Origin of the sequence: Caballeronia sp. dw_276, from assembly GCF_018449635.1 — a bacterium.
GTDB lineage: Bacteria > Pseudomonadota > Gammaproteobacteria > Burkholderiales > Burkholderiaceae > Caballeronia.
This window is the reverse complement of sequence record NZ_JAAVUV010000004.1, coordinates 207,018-223,025: the sequence shown is the minus strand read 5'-3', so window position 1 is coordinate 223,025 and position 16,008 is coordinate 207,018. Positions and strand designations below refer to the sequence as shown.

Sequence of the window (16,008 nt, the reverse complement as noted above, 5' to 3'; positions counted from 1 at the left end):
TCTCAGACGAGCAGGTCCTCGTAGAAAGCGCCGAAAGTACGCGTTGGATGCATGAGCTGAATCTCCAAGATCCAAAGCCCCGCGTCCGGGTGCGGCTGGAAATCGCCGAGATTGCCCGCCTTGTAAATGGCGTGCGGAAAATCGCTGACGCGATGCCCCTTGATGTCGAGATTCAGTTTCCATCCCAGCGCGTGTGCACGTTCGGCGGCATAGTCATAAAGCGCCTTGCCGCCCGCGCCGGTTGTGCGCCAGTGATGTTCGACTTCATCGAAGATGGTCTTCGCGGCTTGCGCGCAAGCGTGCATTTCGACGTCGGCGCCGACTACGAACGTCGCGCCAGAATCGCCTTCATGGCCTTGCCAGACCACGCCAAGGTCAATGAAAAAGATGTCGTCGTCCTTAAGCTGCGGATCGCCTTCGGAACGCTCCTTGAACGTTCGCAAGGTGTTCTCGCCAAAGCGGATCAGGATGGGATGCCAGATCCGTTCCATCTTCATTTCCTGGAGAACGCTTTTGCATTCTGCCAAGGCTTCCGACTCGAGCATTCCAGGCCGGACTTTCGACGCAACGCGTTCGACCACTTCCCATGTCCTGTCACGTGCATGGCGCATGGATTCAAAAACGAATTTTTCGCCGACTGCCTCTTGCGCGCTATTCACCACAGTGACGCTCCGTCGTTATATCCTGATAAATATATCGGTGACTGAAAAGAAAGTCTACCGCGGTCACAAATGGGGCATGCCTCAGGCGCTGAAAAACTCCACCGCGAACTTGATCAATTCAGCCTGACCCTCAATATCCAGTTTGCGTTTGATCGACATCCGGTGTGTCTCCACCGTCCTGACCGACAACCCATGCAAAACGGCAATTTGCTTGTTCGACAAACCGTTCGCAAGGTCGCGCAGCAACTCCTGCTCGCGCGGCGTCAGCTTTTCGATTTGCCGGTAGCTGCTGCGATCCCGCGCGTGGCTTTTGACGGGAACGCCCGCAGCCTGTTTCAACTGTTCGTTGAAATAGGCGCCGCCGCCAAGAATGGTATGAATGGCCGCAATGATCTCGGTTGCCGGGGCATCCTTGAGCACGTATCCGCTTGCGCCCGCCGCACGTGCTTCGGCCATGTATTCGGCGTTGTTGTGCATCGATAAAACCAGCACGTGCATGGCCGGATGACGTTGCCGTATCTCGCGTGTAAGCGCTACGCCGCTGCCGCCCTTCATGCTGAGATCCGTGAGCACGAGACGCGGAGCGACTCGCTCTATGACCCTGAGCGCCTCCGGCATGTTGCTCGCCTCGCCCACCACCCTGAAGCCGTCGATGGCGTCCAGGCGGAGCCTCAACCCGTCGCGCACGAGTTGATGATCGTCTACCAGCAAGATGTCGATAGTGCCTGTCATGTGCTCGCGTGGCTCAAAGCGGTTGAAGCATATTCGACCGGAATCGAGGCCGTCAGGCCGGTCCATCCGGGTCGCGATTCGATCGTGAAGGAACCATTGAGCGACTCGACCCGTTCACGCATGTTACGCAGCCCGATGCCTTGTCGCGGGTCCGACTGGACCGCGCCGGAACCAAATCCGATACCGTCATCGATGATCGTCAGAACGACGCGACCCTGTCCGCAAGCCAGCGTGACGCGCGCGTTGGCCGCATGCGCGTGGCGCTGGACGTTGGTCAGCGCTTCTTGCGCGACACGAAATAGCGCGGTGTTCACGGCGTCGGGCAACGGACGCGCGTCGCTCTTTGCAGCATCGACCGTGACGTTCGTGTGCGGGGTATTACCCGCTTCGTTGAATTCGAGCGCCAGCTGCCGCAAGGCGGCGCCCAGGCCGAAGTCGTCGAGCATCGCCGGACGCAGGTCGTGAGAAATTTGCCGTATTTCCGCCAGCGTCCGGTTGGTCTGCGCCAGCGCGTTATGTATTGGTGGTCCGCTAGGATCGTCACGGCCGGGATTGGCGGGTTTTAGCGCGAGCGCCGACTCGAGCAGCAACTTGATGGACACGAGCATCTGGCTAATGCCGTCGTGAAGTTCGCGCGACAGACGGCCTCGTTCCGCCTCCTGCGACTCAACCACCTGGCGCGCCATGATCTTCAGTTGCGCGTCCGAACTGCGGTGATCGGTGACGTTCATTGCAACGCCGCACGCGCCGATAAACCCCATGCCCAGCGCACCAATCAATCCGATCAAAAACAGCGTGTGACGAATGTTCGATGACGCTTGCCGTCCGGTTTGCGACAGCGCCGTATTGACGTCGTCAAGATAGATGCCGGTGCCGACCATCCATCCCCACCGTTCGAACGTCACTACGTAACCAAGCTTCGATTCCATCTTGTGAGTCGACGGCCGTTCCCAAAGATACTCGACGAAACCGCCGCCGCTTTTTGCCTTCGCCAAAAGAGATTGAATGGTAAGCGCGCCGTGAGGATCGTGCATTGACCACAGGTTCGTGCCTACGAGTTGCGCGAGACGCGGATGCATCAGCAAATTGCCTTGCAGGTCGTAGACGAAAAAATAGCCGTCGCTGCCAAACTCCAGTTTCGCCAAGATCGCTAGGGCCTGAGCGCGCGTGGCGGCGTCGTCGCGGCCGGAGTTGTATAGCGGTGCAACCGCGCTTTCCGCAAGCGCGACGTAATTTTTAAGCTCGACTTCCTTGCTGCTGCGGTAAGCCGCTGCAATTTCGCGCTGCTCGGAATTCGATAACGCCTTGGCCTGGAACGCCACGGCAACCGCAATTGTCGCCATTGCTCCGATGAATGGTAAAAGGGCGAGAATCAGCCACTTTCGCTTCATCCCGTGGAGAGAGAGTCGCATTGATTTTCCCGCTAGGACGCCGGACTTGTTCGGGCGAACGGTCACGTCAGCCCGGAATTGTGCCATCTCGCCGCTAGAGGGGCGCTTAAGACACTTGTAGCCTGCGTAGTATTACGTAGGGTGATTCCGCCCTTGACGTCTTAGCGAAGCACGCGGCTTAAGCCTTGCAAGGCCAAGGCCGGCCAAGCCTGGCGCGTCTACGTATTACTACGGAAGGCGGCAAGGAAAATTACGCCAATACTCCGGCTCCAGTTCGAAAAGAGACTGGTTCCAGGAGATATCCATGAGTTCAGAAAGCGTTTCCCCCGGAAAACGCGCGGCCGGCAGGCTGTTGCTGTTGATCCCTTATGTCGCCCTATTGTGGCTTCCCTTCTATAACGACGCGCGACCGTCGTTCGCCGGTTTTCCCTTCTTTTATTGGTACCAGTTGCTGTGGGTGCCGCTGACGTCGCTGATCCTGTACGTCATTTACAAGTGGGTCCGATAATGCCGACGACATTCAACTGGACCTCCGGTCTCGTATTCCTGGGATTCTTTGCGCTCGTTACGGTGCTGGGATTTTTTGCGGCACGCTGGAAAGCAGGCGACCTGACTCAGTTGCACGAATGGGGCCTTGGCGGCCGCCAATTCGGCGCAGTCATTTCGTGGTTCCTGGTAGGCGGCGACTTCTATACGGCGTACACGGTGATCGCCGTGCCCGCGCTCGTTTATGCAGTTGGCGCGTATGGTTTCTTTGCGTTGCCTTACACGATCATCGTGTACCCGTTTGTATTCGCGGTCATGCCCAAGCTCTGGTCGGTTTGCCAGAGGAACAATCACATTACGGCTGCCGACTTCGTGCAAGGCATTTACGGCGGGCGCTGGTTTGCCGCGGCTATCGCGCTGACGGGGATTATTGCGACGATGCCGTACATCGCATTGCAACTCGTCGGCATGCAAGTGGTGATCAAGAGCCTTGGTGTGACCGGTGAAACGCCGCTGGTGGTCGCGTTTATCATCCTTGCGGTGTACACGTATGCGAGCGGCCTGCGCGCGCCTGCCATGATCGCCTTCGTCAAGGACATCATGATTTATATCGTGGTGATCGCAGCGATCTGGCTCATTCCAAGCAAGCTCGGCGGTTACGCATCCGTCTTCGATGCAGCCGATCACTTCTTCACTGCCAAGGGCGGAGCGACAGGCATTACGCTCAAGGCAAGCCAGTTCACCGCTTATGCGTCGCTTGCGTTCGGATCGGCTATGGCGGCGTTCATGTATCCGCATACGCTGACCGGCGTGCTTAGTTCAAAGAGTGCCAAGACCATCAAGCAGAATGCAATTGCCTTGCCGGCTTACACGTTGCTCCTCGGGTTGATTGCATTGCTTGGTTACATGGCGATCGCGGCTGGCGTAAAGGTTACTTCGCCAACAGACGTGGTTCCTGCACTCTTCCTCAAGCTGTTTCCGTCGTGGTTCGTCGGCTTTGCAGCGGCCGCTATCGCGATCAGTGCGCTGGTACCCGCTGCCATCATGTCGATTGGATCGGCCAACCTGTTCACACGTAATTTGTGGAAGCCGCTGATTCAGCCGAACATTACGCCGGCGCAGGAAGCGACCAATGCGAAGGTGGTGTCGTTGGCCGTGAAACTGGGCGCGCTGATATTCATCATTTTCCTGCCGACGCAATTTGCCATCGACCTGCAATTGCTTGGCGGCGTGTGGATACTGCAGACGTTCCCGGCAGTTGTGTTTTCTCTCTACACGCGCTGGCTCAAGCTGCCTGCATTGTTTATTGGCTGGCTGGCAGGGATTGGGCTCGGCACGACAATGGTGTTCATGCAAGGCCTCAAGCCCATCTACGCATTGCATCTCGGTGCTACGACGTATCCGGTTTATATCGGCGTGCTTGCATTGGCAGTCAATATTGTCGTGACGCTCGTGCTGTCTGCGGTGTTCCCAGCGCGAGTTGCGTCTGCAACGCGCTCGGCTGCTTAAGGCGGTTGTAATGGGCGCCGAGGCCAGATCCGCTCTGGCGGCGGCGCCCTAGTTGAAGAATTGAAGCGCTAAGCCCAAGCGGCAAATCGACGCGGTTGAATTAAAAGAAAAATACCACGCGCTACGCTTTTGGCACTTTCCGGCTAGTCCATCGCACTTGCTTAAGCCGGCCTTCAGGTCCGCGTTAATGCCTTGACGCCAACGCCCTATTAACGCAACTGCTAACATTCGACTCGCCGAGACGCGCGTCCACGCACGCCCGCGCTTCCTTACATTGTTCAAGACGCTATGTCTCTATTCGATCTGCTCGTCCCTTGGGAACCATCTTTTGCGCTCGTGGCAATCTTTGTTGGGACCGCAGTTCTGTTTGCCCGCGGATCACGCCGCATTCGAATCAGCCGGACTCGTCAGGGCGCGTTCTGGATCGGCCTCGCGCTCTTCTATATCGCGCTGCATACGCGGCTCGACTATTACGCCGAGCACGAATTCTTCGTGCACAGGCTCCAGCATCTCGTACTGCATCACCTTGCACCGTTGATCCTGATGGCGGCTTACCCAGGCAGTGCGCTTAGAGCCGGGCTGCCCCTGCGCTGGCGCAGCGCATTGCGTCGCTGGCAATACCGCCGTCCCGCGCGCCTGTTTGCAGCCGTTGTGCTGAACCCGACTTTCATATCGGCAGCGTTTGTCATCTCGGTGGTGTTCTGGCTGATCCCATCGGTGCAATTCGTTGCAATGCTCGATTGGCGGATCTACACCTTCATGAACTGGTCGGTTGCGTTAAGCGGCCTGCTTTACTGGTGGATGCTGCTGGATCATCGTCCGCATCCGCCCAGCCGCACACGGCCTGGTTTGCGGGTGCTTTCACCCGTCATTACAATGGCGCCGCAGATTCTGGTCGGCGCGATCATCACGTTCTCAAGTCACGACCTCTATCCGATTTTTACGCTGTGCGGCCGCGCATTCACGTCGGTTCCTGCGGCGCTCGACCAAAGCCTCGGCGGACTCATCATGTGGGTCCCTGCTGCCGTGCTGGAAGCAATCGGCGCAATGATGGCGCTGCGTCATCTCATGCGGCTTTCCGAATTGCCACCGCGCGTACCACCGAAATCGAAACTGAAAAACCAGCCGCCCACGCCTAGTCTCGCGAAGTAGGGAATCGCATTATTGTGGTTTGGTCATTACCTACTCAATCAAATGAACGCTAATGCGTCTGGCCGTTTTTGGTCACTCGTCTAGCGTTCAAATTTTTTGCGTCATCAAAAACACACTAAGAGACGTGCCTAATGGCGTCGCTTGCCAAAGGCTTGCGCAACACGCGATTCGGCTTTGAATCTGTAAGAAAAACCGATTCTCAAGGATTTTGGCGTAGTGTCCGGTAAAAATACCCCTTATTTCCGCGTTCCAAGTGCCTAAAACTTCAGCACGCGTCGTACAATTCCGCGCCGTCTTCTCTTAATTCAATAAATTCCGGCATCGCAATGATCATCCTGAGATCGAAGTCTTGGGCCGGGGAAGCCCTGTCCACGGTATGTGCCGTACTGCTCTTCGTCGTCATGTTCGATCATGTGACAGCAGTCAAATTCATTGGACTGGGCATTCTTATCGCGATCCTGGCGGTGCTTGCCGGCACCTCCATGCTTGGCAATACGACCAGACGCTCGTTGCCTCCGCGGCCCTTGTTATTGGCGCTAGCGGCTTGGGCGGCATGGACCTTGATCTCGACCGTCTGGTCTTTCGACCGCGAAGTTTCGCTTGGCGCGTGGCTGGATGAAGTCTTATATCCTTTTGCGGCATTCTTCGGTTTCTGGCTGATTGGAAAGGAAGCGCTTAACAAACGGCGATTACAAACGGTCGTATGGGTGACCTGCCTGATATTGGCGGTCGCCAGTGTTGCGTGGTTCAACTACCTCGACCCTGCGGCCCCCAAGCCGGGCCTGCTGCACTTTTATGCTCGCGTCGGACACACAAGCACGCTTGCGCTCATGGCCATCCCGCTCTTTGCGTTGATGACCCACGCCCCCCGGACGAGAATGCAGGGGCTTACGGGTATTGCGTTTTGCGTCGTAATTGGCGGCGCAACGTTGAACCGCTTTTTCTGGATCGCGCTTGCGGTAGTCGCGGCCGTGTTGCTGTGGCCGCATTCGTCGCGCGACCGTTTGCGGGCGTGGACGGTGCTGGGCGTGCTGCTCATCGCGACGCTGGCCGCTGTCGGCTTCAGCAATCGACTGCGGCTCATGGATCTGCCTGCAAGCGCAGCAACGGCCATCCCGGTGGTCAGCGTCGTGCGCGTGAATGGCAGCATGGCCGACATGCAGGACGACGCCCCGCACCCGCTCGCCGAACGCCTTGCGGACAGGTTGAATGTCGCCAGCGGTGTGAATCGCGCGATCACATCCGATGCACGGCCCAGAATCTGGGCTTTCTACGTGAGCCAGGTGCGTACTCATCCGTGGCTAGGCGTTGGTTTTGGCAAGCCTCTACCATCGCTTGCATATGGAAGCCTGATTCCCGATGATCTCGTCAAACTGGACGGCAACGTCCGTACCCATGCGCATGATATTTTCCTCAATACGCTTCTGCAGGTTGGCGTAGTCGGGCTGTTGATCGAGTTGTCGTTGTTCGGCTGCCTGGCCTATCAGTTCTTCGCCATACGTCACGCCCATCCTCAATTGTTCCGCGCGGGAATTGCGCTGGTCGCGGGCATGCTTGCCAAAAACCTTACCGATGACTTCATGTGGCAATCGACCATGCTGATGTTCTGGTCGTATAGCGGCTGGCTGCTGGGTCAATCCGCGGTTCGCCTTGATTCGCTTGGGGCTACGACGCCCTTTTATCGCGCGCCGCGGCGCACCCTTGAGACCGTGCCCACAGAGCAGCCGCTAGAACCCGTGAGTAGCTAAGCGTCGTCCCGTAGAGCCTGCGCAACACCCAAGCATCTTCTTCGAGCCATTTGAGGAAAGTGCGATCGATTTATGGTAAATGTAGCAGCCGAAAAAATAGATAAGAATTCGTAACCGGTTGCTAGCGCACCTATTCAAGAAGACCAAAAATGAAAATGAAATTACTTGGCTGCGCTCTGGCAGCCCTCACGCTTTCTGCATGCGGCGGCGGTGGTGGTAGCGACAATAGCGGGGGATCGAATTTCGTCCAGCCCGATACATCCGGCGGCGTGGCCCAGGGCTTTTATAGCGGCACCGATAACGCTGGCGACACGGTTACCGGCGTAGTGCTCGATACCGGCGTCTATTACTTCGTCTACGTCAATCAGACGTCCAACACCTTGGGTCTTGTCCAGGGTACCGCGAGCCGCGCGAATGGTCCGCTTGCATCGGCGGATGCACGCAATTACGTCATCGGCCAGAACAGCGTGACGCCCGCTAACATCGCGTTTTCCTTGGCGGCGCAAAGCAGCTTGAACGGCACGATCACACCGGTGGCTTCGGGCAGCACGCCAGTCAGCTTCACGACCCAATACAGCACGGTCTACGATCAAACCCCGAGTCTTGCTGCCATTGCAGGGACATACACCGGCGTGGCGGGATCGATCAAAGGCGGTGAATCCGTGTCGGTCACGATCACGGCTGCCGGCGCGGTATCCGGTCACGGCACGAGCGGGTGCACATTCACGGGCACCGCGGCACCGCATGGTTCGAAAAATGTCTACGACGCAACCGTAACGTTTGGCGCCGCGCCCTGCCTGTCGCCGAACAGGACGCTCACCGGCGTGCTCGTCGTCAACGACAACTCAATACTCGCCGCAGCGCCTCTGGCCGATCGTAGCGACGCGTTTGTGCTGGCCGGATCGAAGTAATCAATCGTGCAAGGGGGCAAGACGACGCGTCAAGCCCCCCGCACGTACTTTTCCAGTCCGTTGGTTAAAGCCGCGAACGCGACCTTGCAACTCGGGTTTTCGCGAAGGTCTTCGTGCATGGCGAGCCACGTGTCGAGCTTGAGCGATATCCGCTTCGGGAACAGCCGCACGAGATCCGGATTGCGCCGCGCAAGACCAATCTGACAAAAGCCAATGCCGAAGCCCGCCCTCAGCATTGCGAGCGATGCGAGGTCGCTGTCCGTGCGCAACGCCAGCAATTCGCGCCGCACCTCGGGCAACTGCGTTTTCATGCTGCGAATAAAAGCAGTTTCCTTGTCGAATCCTATTAACGCATGACCCGCCAGGTCATCGATTCGAACAGGCTTGCCGCGCCGCGCCAAATAGTCCTTGTGCGCATACATGCCCAGTTCGATGTCGCCAATACGGCGCGCGATCAACACGCCCTGACTTGGCCGCTGCATACGCACCGCAATATCCGCCTCACGTTGCAACAGATCCTCTATCCGATTTGACGGCATCAGTTCGATCGTCAATTCCGGATAGGCCGCGTGCAATTCCGTAATGATCGCCGGCAGGACTTCGACCGTGATCACATCGCTCGCGGTAATGCGGATGGTGCCGCGCACCCCGCTCTCCTGACTCGATGCCGCGCGCAACAACGCCATGCTCGTCGACTCCAGGGCCTCCGCATAGGGACGTAGTGCCAGCGCTTGCTGCGTCGGGCTCAAGCCCTGTTGCGTTCGAATAAAGAGCGCATAGCCAAGCGCCTCTTCAAGCGCGTCCACGTGGCGGCCGACGGTTGGCTGCGTGAGCCCGAGCGACCGCGCGGCGCCTGACAAGGAACCTTCGCGCAGCACCTCAAGAAACGTTCGATAAAAATCCCAGCTCATTGCAGTTCCAGTCATACAAAAATGTATATCAGGTCTATGAATTTCGACAATTTCATTTAACCACGATTCGCGCAAGAATGATCGTCAATCGAAGAACACAACAGGAGTCGGAAATGAGCGAAAGCCGGATTGCATTGGTGTTGGGCGCGACAGGCGGCATTGGCGGAGAAGTTGCGCGACAGCTCGCCGGGCAAGGCTGGCGCGTACGTGCGCTGCACCGCCAGCCCGCGAATCTGACCACACGGGACGAGCGCTTTGAATGGCGGCAGGGCGATGCAATGAACCGCGACGACGTCGTCGGGGCGGCCAGCGGCGTGCATCTCATTGTTCATGCGGTCAATCCGCCGGGGTATCGGAATTGGGCGGCACTGGTACTGCCCATGATCGATAACACCATTGCAGCAGCGCGGGCTTCGGGCGCGCGAATTCTCTTGCCAGGCACCGTCTATAACTACGGTCCAGATGCGCTTCCTTTGCTAAGCGAAACGTCGCCGCAAAATCCGGTGACCCGCAAAGGGGCGATTCGCGTTGAACTGGAACGCCACTTGAAAGATGCAAGCGCAGATGGCGTGCGTAGTCTCGTCGTGCGCGCCGGCGACTTCTTCGGACCCGGCAGCACTGGGAATAGCTGGTTGTCGAGCGCTTTGGTAAAACCAGGCAAGCCCGTGCAGAGCATGTTTTATCCGGGCCAGCGTGGCACCGGACATCAGTGGGCGTATGTACCCGACGTCGCGCGAACAATGGTTCGGCTGGTTGAACGGGAACAAACGCTTCCCGACTTTGCTTCGTATCAGATGCTGGGACATTGGGACGCCGACGGCACTCGCATGATCAGTGCAATCAAACATGCAACCGGTCGTCCGCAGATCAAGGTACGAGCTTTTCCTTGGTGGGCATTACCTGCTATCGCACCATTTTCAGAGACATTCCGGGAGCTTCTCGAAATGCGCTATTTGTGGAAAGAGCCTGTCCACATGAACAATGCGGCGTTGCTGAGCGTGCTTGGCGAAGAGCCGCACACGCCATGGAATGAAGCAGTAAAGACGACCTTGACCGCTTTGAAATGTCTGTAGACAAGCCGAGCGTGTGAAAGCGCTTTGCAGAATCAAGCAAGAACGCACGAGGAACGGGCTACCGGTCAAGCATCGCCACGTGTTCCTATGGAACTCCGATCATAAAGGAGCACGTCATGCAGGCAACCTGGTTCATCACGGGCGCGAGCCGCGGACTCGGCGCAAACATAGCGGAAGCTGCCTTGCGAGCCGGCGATCGTGTGGTCGCAACGGGCCGCAAGCGGGAAGACGTGAGCGCGCGGCTGGGTCACGACAGCGAACAATTGCTGAGCCTCGCGCTGGATGTCGCCGATCCAGCGCAAGCGCAAGCCGCGGTCGGTGCAGCATTGAAAAAATTCGGCGCAATCGATGTGCTGGTCAACAACGCCGGTTATGGTCATCTCGGGTTCTTCGAGGAAACCACATTGCAAGACGTCCAGGCCCAGTTCTCAACCAATCTCTTCGGCACCTTCAACGTTACCTGGGCGGCGCTGCCGGTCATGCGTTCTGCCCGCCGGGGCCGGATTTTCAACGTGTCGTCGCTTGCAGGCATTCTCGGCGCCGAACTGTGCTCGTTGTATAGCGCGAGCAAGTTTGCGCTCGAAGGTTTCTCCGAGTCGCTGGCCAAGGAAGTCGCGCCGTTCGGATTGCATGTGACCATCGTCGAGCCGGGTCCGTTTCGTACGGATTTCCTGAAGCCGGAGTCGCTTCGTTTCGGCGACAAACCCATCGCGGATTACGACGAGCGGCGAGGCAAACTTCGCGCGTCGTTCGAGGAGCGCAACGGTCAGCAACCCGGTGATCCGTTGAAGCTTGCGCAAGCCCTGGTCAAACTGGCGAGCGAGCCGGAACCGCCGTTGCGCTTCATTGCAGGTTCCATCGCCGTCAATGCAGTGGATGCCAAACTCGCCGCCATGCAAGCCGAATTGAAGCGATGGCACGCGACGTCCGTAAGCACCGACGGTACCTATTAAACGCAGCGCATTGGCAAAGCCACAAATCCACTTCTTCCCCGTATAGCGGCCACGCGGCCGCTTTTCTCATTTCGGCCACAATATTCCCGTTTGTGAATCGTCATCAGATGTATGCAACCGCAGAAGCCGCAAGGCCCGATCATCATCGAAAGCGATAACGAGATCACCGCAACCGTCTTGCGTGAGCGCTCGAAGCTCGGAAATTTTATCCGGCGTCGCGTGCGAGATCCCAGTGACGCCGAAGACATCCTGCAGGATGTGCTGCACGAGTTCGTCCAGGCGTATCGGCTTCCCGAGCCTATCGAACAAGTCAGCGCATGGCTGTTCCGGGTTGCGCGTAATCGGATCATCGACCGGTTTCGCAAGAAAAGGGAGCAGCCGCTAAGCGAAATCGACGATGAAGCCGACGAAGACTATCGGCTCGATCTCGCCCTGCCTGCGCAGAACGGCGGTCCCGAGGCGGAATATGCGCGCACGGTGTTGCTGACGGCGTTGCAGGAGGCTATCGATGAGCTTCCCGGCAATCAGCGCGACGTTTTTGTTGCTCACGAACTGGATGGGCGCAGCTTCAAGGAGCTTGCGCTGGAAACAGGCGTGAGCATCAACACGCTACTTGCTCGCAAGCGTTATGCGGTATTGCACCTGCGTACGCGCTTGCAGCCTGTTTATGACGATCTGGATATTTGAGGAGAAAGTAAATGAACTTCAGACTGAAGATATTGGCCAAGGTGGTGCTTGCGTTTGTCGCGGTCGCCGCTCTGGGGTGGCTCGTCATGACCTTGTGGAACTGGGTGGTGCCGGCGTTGTTCATCGGTGCCCGGGCGATTGATTTTCCCCATGCGCTGGGCTTGATGGTCTTGAGCCGGATCTTGTTCGGCGGTTTCCGGGGGCATGGCGGTGGCTGGCGTGGACGCCGGCAGTGGCGGCGTTGGGAACAGATGACGCCCGAGGAACGCGAGCAATTCAAGAACCGGCGGTGCGGCGTTCGCAAGCCGCGCGAGGCTGACACGGTATGAGCGCCGGACTCGCGTCTTCGGCGAACTGCAAGCAGGCGCCCGGTGTCATCGTGCCGGTGGTGAATCTGAAACGCTGTGAAGGCAAGGCCGACTGCGCCGTGGTTTGTCCAGAAGACATATTCGTGATTCGTCGAATCGATACGGCGGACTACGCGTCCATGGGTCCTCTGAACAAGCTCAAACTGCGTGTACATGGAATGAAGGTCGCATACACGCCAAACGAGGACGCGTGCCGCGCATGCGGTTTATGCGTGACCGCTTGCCCCGAGCATGCAATCACCCTGGCGAGAAAGACCTGAACGCTCGAGGCACCACGGATGCCCCGTAGTGCGTAGTGGCCTTTGATAACGCTGCTGTACCCCGTGCTAGCATGCCAGCAACCAAACTCAGCGGGCGCGCGATTGCATCGTTGAACGTCGCGCCCGGGGTTGTACCGAGTCGAATCTGCCATTGCACGGAGGTGTTCAGATGACCACGATCACGAATCTGTCCGTCAGGGACATCCGCTTTCCAACCTCGCGATCGCTCGACGGCTCCGACGCAATGAACGCCGCGCCGGACTATTCCGCCACCTACGTCATCCTCGAAACCGACGCGCCCGCGCAGCTCGCAGGCCATGGCCTCACGTTCACCATAGGGCGCGGCAACGAGATCTGCGTGGCCGCAGTGAATGCGCTTGCGCCGCTGATCATCGGCAAGAAGCTCGAAGACATCACCGCGAACATGGGTGCCTTCTGGCGGGCCTTTACATCGGACAGCCAGTTGCGCTGGATCGGCCCGGACAAAGGCGCGATTCATCTTGCAACGGCCGCGGTCGTCAACGCGGTATGGGACCTGTGGGCGAAATCCGTGCAGAAGCCTGTATGGAAAATGCTCGTTGACATGAGCCCCGAAGAGCTCGTGCGTTGCCTCGATTTTCGCTACGTCACGGACGCGCTTACGCCAGAGGAAGCATTGGCAATATTGCGCCGCCATTCGGCGACACGCGCCGAACGCGAGCGGGAAATGCTGGCTGCCGGTTATCCGGCATACACCACATCGGCAGGATGGCTTGGCTACGACGACGATAAAATCCGCCGCCTCGCGCGCGAAGGCGTGGCCCAGGGGTGGACGCATTTCAAGCAGAAGGTCGGCGGCAACATAGAAGAGGACATCCGTCGCGCGCGCATTCTTCGTGACGAAATCGGCGCCGATCGAAAACTGATGATGGACGCCAACCAGGTATGGGACGTCGATGAAGCCGTCGCCAACATGCGCCGCCTGGCCCAGTTCGATCCATGGTGGATCGAAGAGCCAACGAGCCCGGACGATATTCTCGGCCATGCTTCGATCCGCCGCCGGATTGCGCCCATAGGCGTCGCCACCGGCGAGCATTGCCAGAACCGGGTGATGTTCAAGCAATTGCTGCAGGCGCAGGCCATCGACTTTTGCCAGATCGACAGTTGCCGGCTAGGCGGCCTGAACGAAGTGATCATCGTATTGCTGATGGCTGCGAAGTTCGGCGTGCCGGTGTGTCCGCATGCGGGCGGCGTTGGTTTGTGTGAGTACGTCCAGCATATTTCCATATTCGATTATGTCTGCGTGTCGGCATCGCTTGATAATCGAGTACTCGAATATGTCGATCATTTGCATGAGCATTTTGTCAGTCCCGTCGTGATCCGCAACGGCCGATACATGCCGCCGGAATCGGCCGGCTATAGCATCGAGATGCATGCAGATTCGCTCGAACGATTCCATTTCCCCGATGGCGACGGCTGGGCTTAAAAGCCCCATCGGGGCTACCGCTATTGGCTGCTTTGGAATTTTGGCACGCTATCATTCGAGCGCTATCGTGATCAGTCAGGTCTCTTGCTCGGTCCGGCGCCCAAAAATCTAAAGACGGAAAATCAATGCGAGCACTGATAAAGGCAGTCTTCGGCGACGAACAAGGCCACATGCGCCAAAAGATCATCAGCCTTTATGCCTTACTGATTGCCTTCAATGTCGGCGCATGGATCTGGGCCTTCGTCGCATTCCATAACTATCCGCTGCTGCTTGGAACAAGCTTGCTTGCCTATTCGTTCGGCTTGCGACACGCGGTCGACGCCGATCATATTGCGGCTATCGACAACGTCACGCGCAAGCTCATGCAGGACGGCAAGCGCCCTATCACCGTGGGCTTGATGTTCTCGCTGGGACATTCGACGGTTGTCGTGCTGGCGTCCATCGCAATAGCGGCAACGGCCATGGCGCTGCAAACACGCATGGCCGAATTCAAGGAGATCGGCGGGCTGATTGGCACGCTGGTTTCCACGTTCTTCCTGTTCGCCATCGCGATCATGAACCTGGTGATCTTGCGCGCGGTAATCGGCGCGTTCCGGCGCGTGCGCCGCGGCGAACCGTATGTGGATGAAGACTTCGACTTGCTGCTCGCGAACCGCGGTTTCTTCGCGCGTATCTTCAGGCCGCTTTTTCGCCTGATCACGAAAAGCCGCCACATGTACCTGCTTGGCTTCCTCTTCGGCCTCGGGTTCGACACCGCCACCGAAGTCGGCCTGCTCGGCATTTCGGCCGCGGGCGCGTCGCAAGGCTTGCCCATCTGGTCGATCATCGTGTTCCCGGTGCTCTTCACCGCGGGCATGACGCTGATCGATACAACCGACAGTATCCTGATGCTCGGCGCGTACGGCTGGGCCTTCGTGAAGCCGATCCGCAAGCTCTACTACAACATCACCATCACCACGATTTCCGTGGTCGTCGCGCTGCTGGTCGGAAGCATAGAGGGATTGGGGTTGCTTGCCGACAAGCTGCAACTCGGCGGATGGTTCTGGAACACGATCGGCAGTCTCAACGATAACTTCGGCATGATCGGCTACGTGATCGTCGGGGTGTTCGCGGCGAGCTGGCTGATCTCGGCCGCCGTGTACCGGTGGAAACGCTTCGATGAGCTCGAGACGTAACTGACGCTCGCGCAGACATTCACGCCCAGGCCAGTTCCATGAACACCTTGCACAGCGCTTCCATGCCGCGGGCATCGTCGGCATCGAAGCGATTCACGATCGGGCTATCCACGTCCCACACCCCAACAAGCGAACCATCCTTCGCGATCAACGGCACCACGATCTCCGATTGAGACGCCGAATCACACGCAATGTGTCCGGGAAACTCGTGGACATCGCGAACGACCTGCGTCTCGCGCGTCTTAGCGGCGGTTCCACAAACACCCTTGCCCAGTGCAATGCGGACGCAAGCCGGTTTCCCCTGGAACGGACCGACGACCAGTTCAGCGCCATCGAAGAAATAAAAGCCGCTCCAATTCAAGTCGGGCAGCGTGTGATAAACCAGCGCCGAAAAATTCGCTGCATTGGCAATGCGATCGGTTTCATCGCTCAGGAGCGAGCGAGCTTGAGCAAGCAGTTCCTGATATTGCTCGGCTTTGGAACCGGCTGTGTGCTGGATGGTGAATGACATGACAATGCGCGATG

17 protein-coding genes are annotated in these 16,008 nt (G+C 58.2%); 12 read left to right on the top strand and 5 right to left on the bottom strand.

Going from position 1 to position 16,008, the window contains the following annotated elements; genetic code table 11:
* Positions 1-2 precede the first annotated feature (2 nt).
* The 3 genes from HB633_RS09825 to HB633_RS09815 all read right to left on the bottom strand — a co-directional run bounded on the left by HB633_RS09825 (position 3) and on the right by HB633_RS09815 (position 2,737).
* Positions 3-659: a M24 family metallopeptidase gene (locus tag HB633_RS09825; protein ID WP_213777912.1), complete on the bottom strand. Its 657-nt coding sequence runs from the start codon at positions 657-659 to the stop codon at positions 3-5.
* A gap of 84 nt (positions 660-743) precedes the next feature.
* Positions 744-1,394, bottom strand: coding sequence for a response regulator transcription factor (locus HB633_RS09820; protein ID WP_213777911.1), 651 nt, complete (start codon positions 1,392-1,394; stop codon positions 744-746).
* Entirely contained in the window at positions 1,391-2,737 is a 1,347-nt protein-coding gene (locus tag HB633_RS09815; protein WP_255580840.1) for a cache domain-containing protein, read from the bottom strand. Before HB633_RS09815 ends, HB633_RS09820 begins: the two co-directional genes overlap by 4 nt.
* Before the next feature lie 352 nt (positions 2,738-3,089).
* On the opposite strand from HB633_RS09815, the gene HB633_RS09810 reads away from it, so the two are divergent.
* The 5 genes from HB633_RS09810 to HB633_RS09790 all read left to right on the top strand — a co-directional run bounded on the left by HB633_RS09810 (position 3,090) and on the right by HB633_RS09790 (position 8,591).
* Positions 3,090-3,293 (top strand): DUF3311 domain-containing protein, encoded by a 204-nt coding sequence (locus tag HB633_RS09810; protein ID WP_056360160.1) that lies wholly within the window; start codon positions 3,090-3,092, stop codon positions 3,291-3,293.
* Positions 3,293-4,780 (top strand): sodium:solute symporter, encoded by a 1,488-nt coding sequence (locus HB633_RS09805; RefSeq protein WP_213777910.1) that lies wholly within the window; start codon positions 3,293-3,295, stop codon positions 4,778-4,780. The genes HB633_RS09810 and HB633_RS09805 overlap by 1 nt, the downstream gene beginning before the upstream one ends.
* A gap of 288 nt (positions 4,781-5,068) precedes the next feature.
* Positions 5,069-5,932, top strand: a complete 864-nt coding sequence (locus HB633_RS09800; protein ID WP_213777909.1) for a cytochrome c oxidase assembly protein — start codon at positions 5,069-5,071, stop codon at positions 5,930-5,932.
* Positions 5,933-6,258: 326 nt separating this feature from the next.
* On the top strand, positions 6,259-7,680 hold the full coding sequence (locus HB633_RS09795; protein WP_213777908.1) for an O-antigen ligase family protein: 1,422 nt from the start codon (positions 6,259-6,261) through the stop codon (positions 7,678-7,680).
* A gap of 149 nt (positions 7,681-7,829) precedes the next feature.
* On the top strand, positions 7,830-8,591 hold the full coding sequence (locus HB633_RS09790; protein ID WP_213777907.1) for a hypothetical protein: 762 nt from the start codon (positions 7,830-7,832) through the stop codon (positions 8,589-8,591).
* 29 nt (positions 8,592-8,620) lie between these two features.
* Here the strand turns inward: HB633_RS09790 and HB633_RS09785 are convergent, their stop codons facing one another.
* Positions 8,621-9,517 carry a LysR family transcriptional regulator gene (locus HB633_RS09785; protein ID WP_213777906.1) on the bottom strand — a complete coding sequence of 299 codons (897 nt, stop codon included), beginning with the start codon at positions 9,515-9,517 and terminating at the stop codon, positions 8,621-8,623.
* Between the two features lie 98 nt (positions 9,518-9,615).
* On the opposite strand from HB633_RS09785, the gene HB633_RS09780 reads away from it, so the two are divergent.
* The 7 genes from HB633_RS09780 (at position 9,616) to HB633_RS09750 (ending at position 15,483) form a co-directional block, all read left to right on the top strand.
* Positions 9,616-10,575, top strand: coding sequence for an NAD-dependent epimerase/dehydratase family protein (locus tag HB633_RS09780; protein ID WP_213777905.1), 960 nt, complete (start codon positions 9,616-9,618; stop codon positions 10,573-10,575).
* A 116-nt stretch (positions 10,576-10,691) separates the two neighbouring features.
* The gene (locus HB633_RS09775; protein WP_213777904.1) at positions 10,692-11,528 is read left to right on the top strand and encodes an oxidoreductase; all 837 of its coding nucleotides are present in this window, start codon (positions 10,692-10,694) and stop codon (positions 11,526-11,528) included.
* Positions 11,529-11,639: 111 nt separating this feature from the next.
* On the top strand, positions 11,640-12,215 hold the full coding sequence (locus tag HB633_RS09770; RefSeq protein ID WP_213777903.1) for a sigma-70 family RNA polymerase sigma factor: 576 nt from the start codon (positions 11,640-11,642) through the stop codon (positions 12,213-12,215).
* An 11-nt stretch (positions 12,216-12,226) separates the two neighbouring features.
* Positions 12,227-12,544, top strand: a complete 318-nt coding sequence (locus tag HB633_RS09765; RefSeq protein ID WP_213777902.1) for a hypothetical protein — start codon at positions 12,227-12,229, stop codon at positions 12,542-12,544.
* A complete protein-coding gene (locus HB633_RS09760; RefSeq protein WP_213777901.1) occupies positions 12,541-12,843 on the top strand; it encodes a ferredoxin family protein in 303 nt (100 codons plus the stop codon). The genes HB633_RS09765 and HB633_RS09760 overlap by 4 nt, the downstream gene beginning before the upstream one ends.
* A gap of 169 nt (positions 12,844-13,012) precedes the next feature.
* The gene (locus tag HB633_RS09755; protein WP_213777900.1) at positions 13,013-14,308 is read left to right on the top strand and encodes an L-fuconate dehydratase; all 1,296 of its coding nucleotides are present in this window, start codon (positions 13,013-13,015) and stop codon (positions 14,306-14,308) included.
* A 125-nt stretch (positions 14,309-14,433) separates the two neighbouring features.
* Positions 14,434-15,483, top strand: a complete 1,050-nt coding sequence (locus HB633_RS09750; protein ID WP_213777899.1) for a HoxN/HupN/NixA family nickel/cobalt transporter — start codon at positions 14,434-14,436, stop codon at positions 15,481-15,483.
* A 19-nt stretch (positions 15,484-15,502) separates the two neighbouring features.
* Here the strand turns inward: HB633_RS09750 and HB633_RS09745 are convergent, their stop codons facing one another.
* Positions 15,503-15,994: a GAF domain-containing protein gene (locus HB633_RS09745; RefSeq protein ID WP_213777898.1), complete on the bottom strand. Its 492-nt coding sequence runs from the start codon at positions 15,992-15,994 to the stop codon at positions 15,503-15,505.
* Positions 15,995-16,008: the final 14 nt, after the last annotated feature.

What these genes read in the sequence shown, in the direction of transcription:
- HB633_RS09780 (WP_213777905.1), top strand. Translation starts at nt 9,616, where the DNA reads ATGAGCGAAAGCCGGATTGCATTGGTGTTGGGCGCGACAGGCGGCATT.
- HB633_RS09765 (WP_213777902.1), top strand. Translation starts at nt 12,227, where the DNA reads ATGAACTTCAGACTGAAGATATTGGCCAAGGTGGTGCTTGCGTTTGTC.
- HB633_RS09750 (WP_213777899.1), top strand. Translation starts at nt 14,434, where the DNA reads ATGCGAGCACTGATAAAGGCAGTCTTCGGCGACGAACAAGGCCACATG.
- HB633_RS09745 (WP_213777898.1), bottom strand. Translation starts at nt 15,994, where the DNA reads ATGTCATTCACCATCCAGCACACAGCCGGTTCCAAAGCCGAGCAATAT.
- HB633_RS09760 (WP_213777901.1), top strand. Translation starts at nt 12,541, where the DNA reads ATGAGCGCCGGACTCGCGTCTTCGGCGAACTGCAAGCAGGCGCCCGGT.
- HB633_RS09820 (WP_213777911.1), bottom strand. Translation starts at nt 1,394, where the DNA reads ATGACAGGCACTATCGACATCTTGCTGGTAGACGATCATCAACTCGTG.
- HB633_RS09810 (WP_056360160.1), top strand. Translation starts at nt 3,090, where the DNA reads ATGAGTTCAGAAAGCGTTTCCCCCGGAAAACGCGCGGCCGGCAGGCTG.
- HB633_RS09785 (WP_213777906.1), bottom strand. Translation starts at nt 9,517, where the DNA reads ATGACTGGAACTGCAATGAGCTGGGATTTTTATCGAACGTTTCTTGAG.
- HB633_RS09815 (WP_255580840.1), bottom strand. Translation starts at nt 2,737, where the DNA reads ATGGCGACAATTGCGGTTGCCGTGGCGTTCCAGGCCAAGGCGTTATCG.
- HB633_RS09755 (WP_213777900.1), top strand. Translation starts at nt 13,013, where the DNA reads ATGACCACGATCACGAATCTGTCCGTCAGGGACATCCGCTTTCCAACC.
- HB633_RS09775 (WP_213777904.1), top strand. Translation starts at nt 10,692, where the DNA reads ATGCAGGCAACCTGGTTCATCACGGGCGCGAGCCGCGGACTCGGCGCA.
- HB633_RS09800 (WP_213777909.1), top strand. Translation starts at nt 5,069, where the DNA reads ATGTCTCTATTCGATCTGCTCGTCCCTTGGGAACCATCTTTTGCGCTC.
- HB633_RS09790 (WP_213777907.1), top strand. Translation starts at nt 7,830, where the DNA reads ATGAAAATGAAATTACTTGGCTGCGCTCTGGCAGCCCTCACGCTTTCT.
- HB633_RS09795 (WP_213777908.1), top strand. Translation starts at nt 6,259, where the DNA reads ATGATCATCCTGAGATCGAAGTCTTGGGCCGGGGAAGCCCTGTCCACG.
- HB633_RS09805 (WP_213777910.1), top strand. Translation starts at nt 3,293, where the DNA reads ATGCCGACGACATTCAACTGGACCTCCGGTCTCGTATTCCTGGGATTC.
- HB633_RS09770 (WP_213777903.1), top strand. Translation starts at nt 11,640, where the DNA reads ATGCAACCGCAGAAGCCGCAAGGCCCGATCATCATCGAAAGCGATAAC.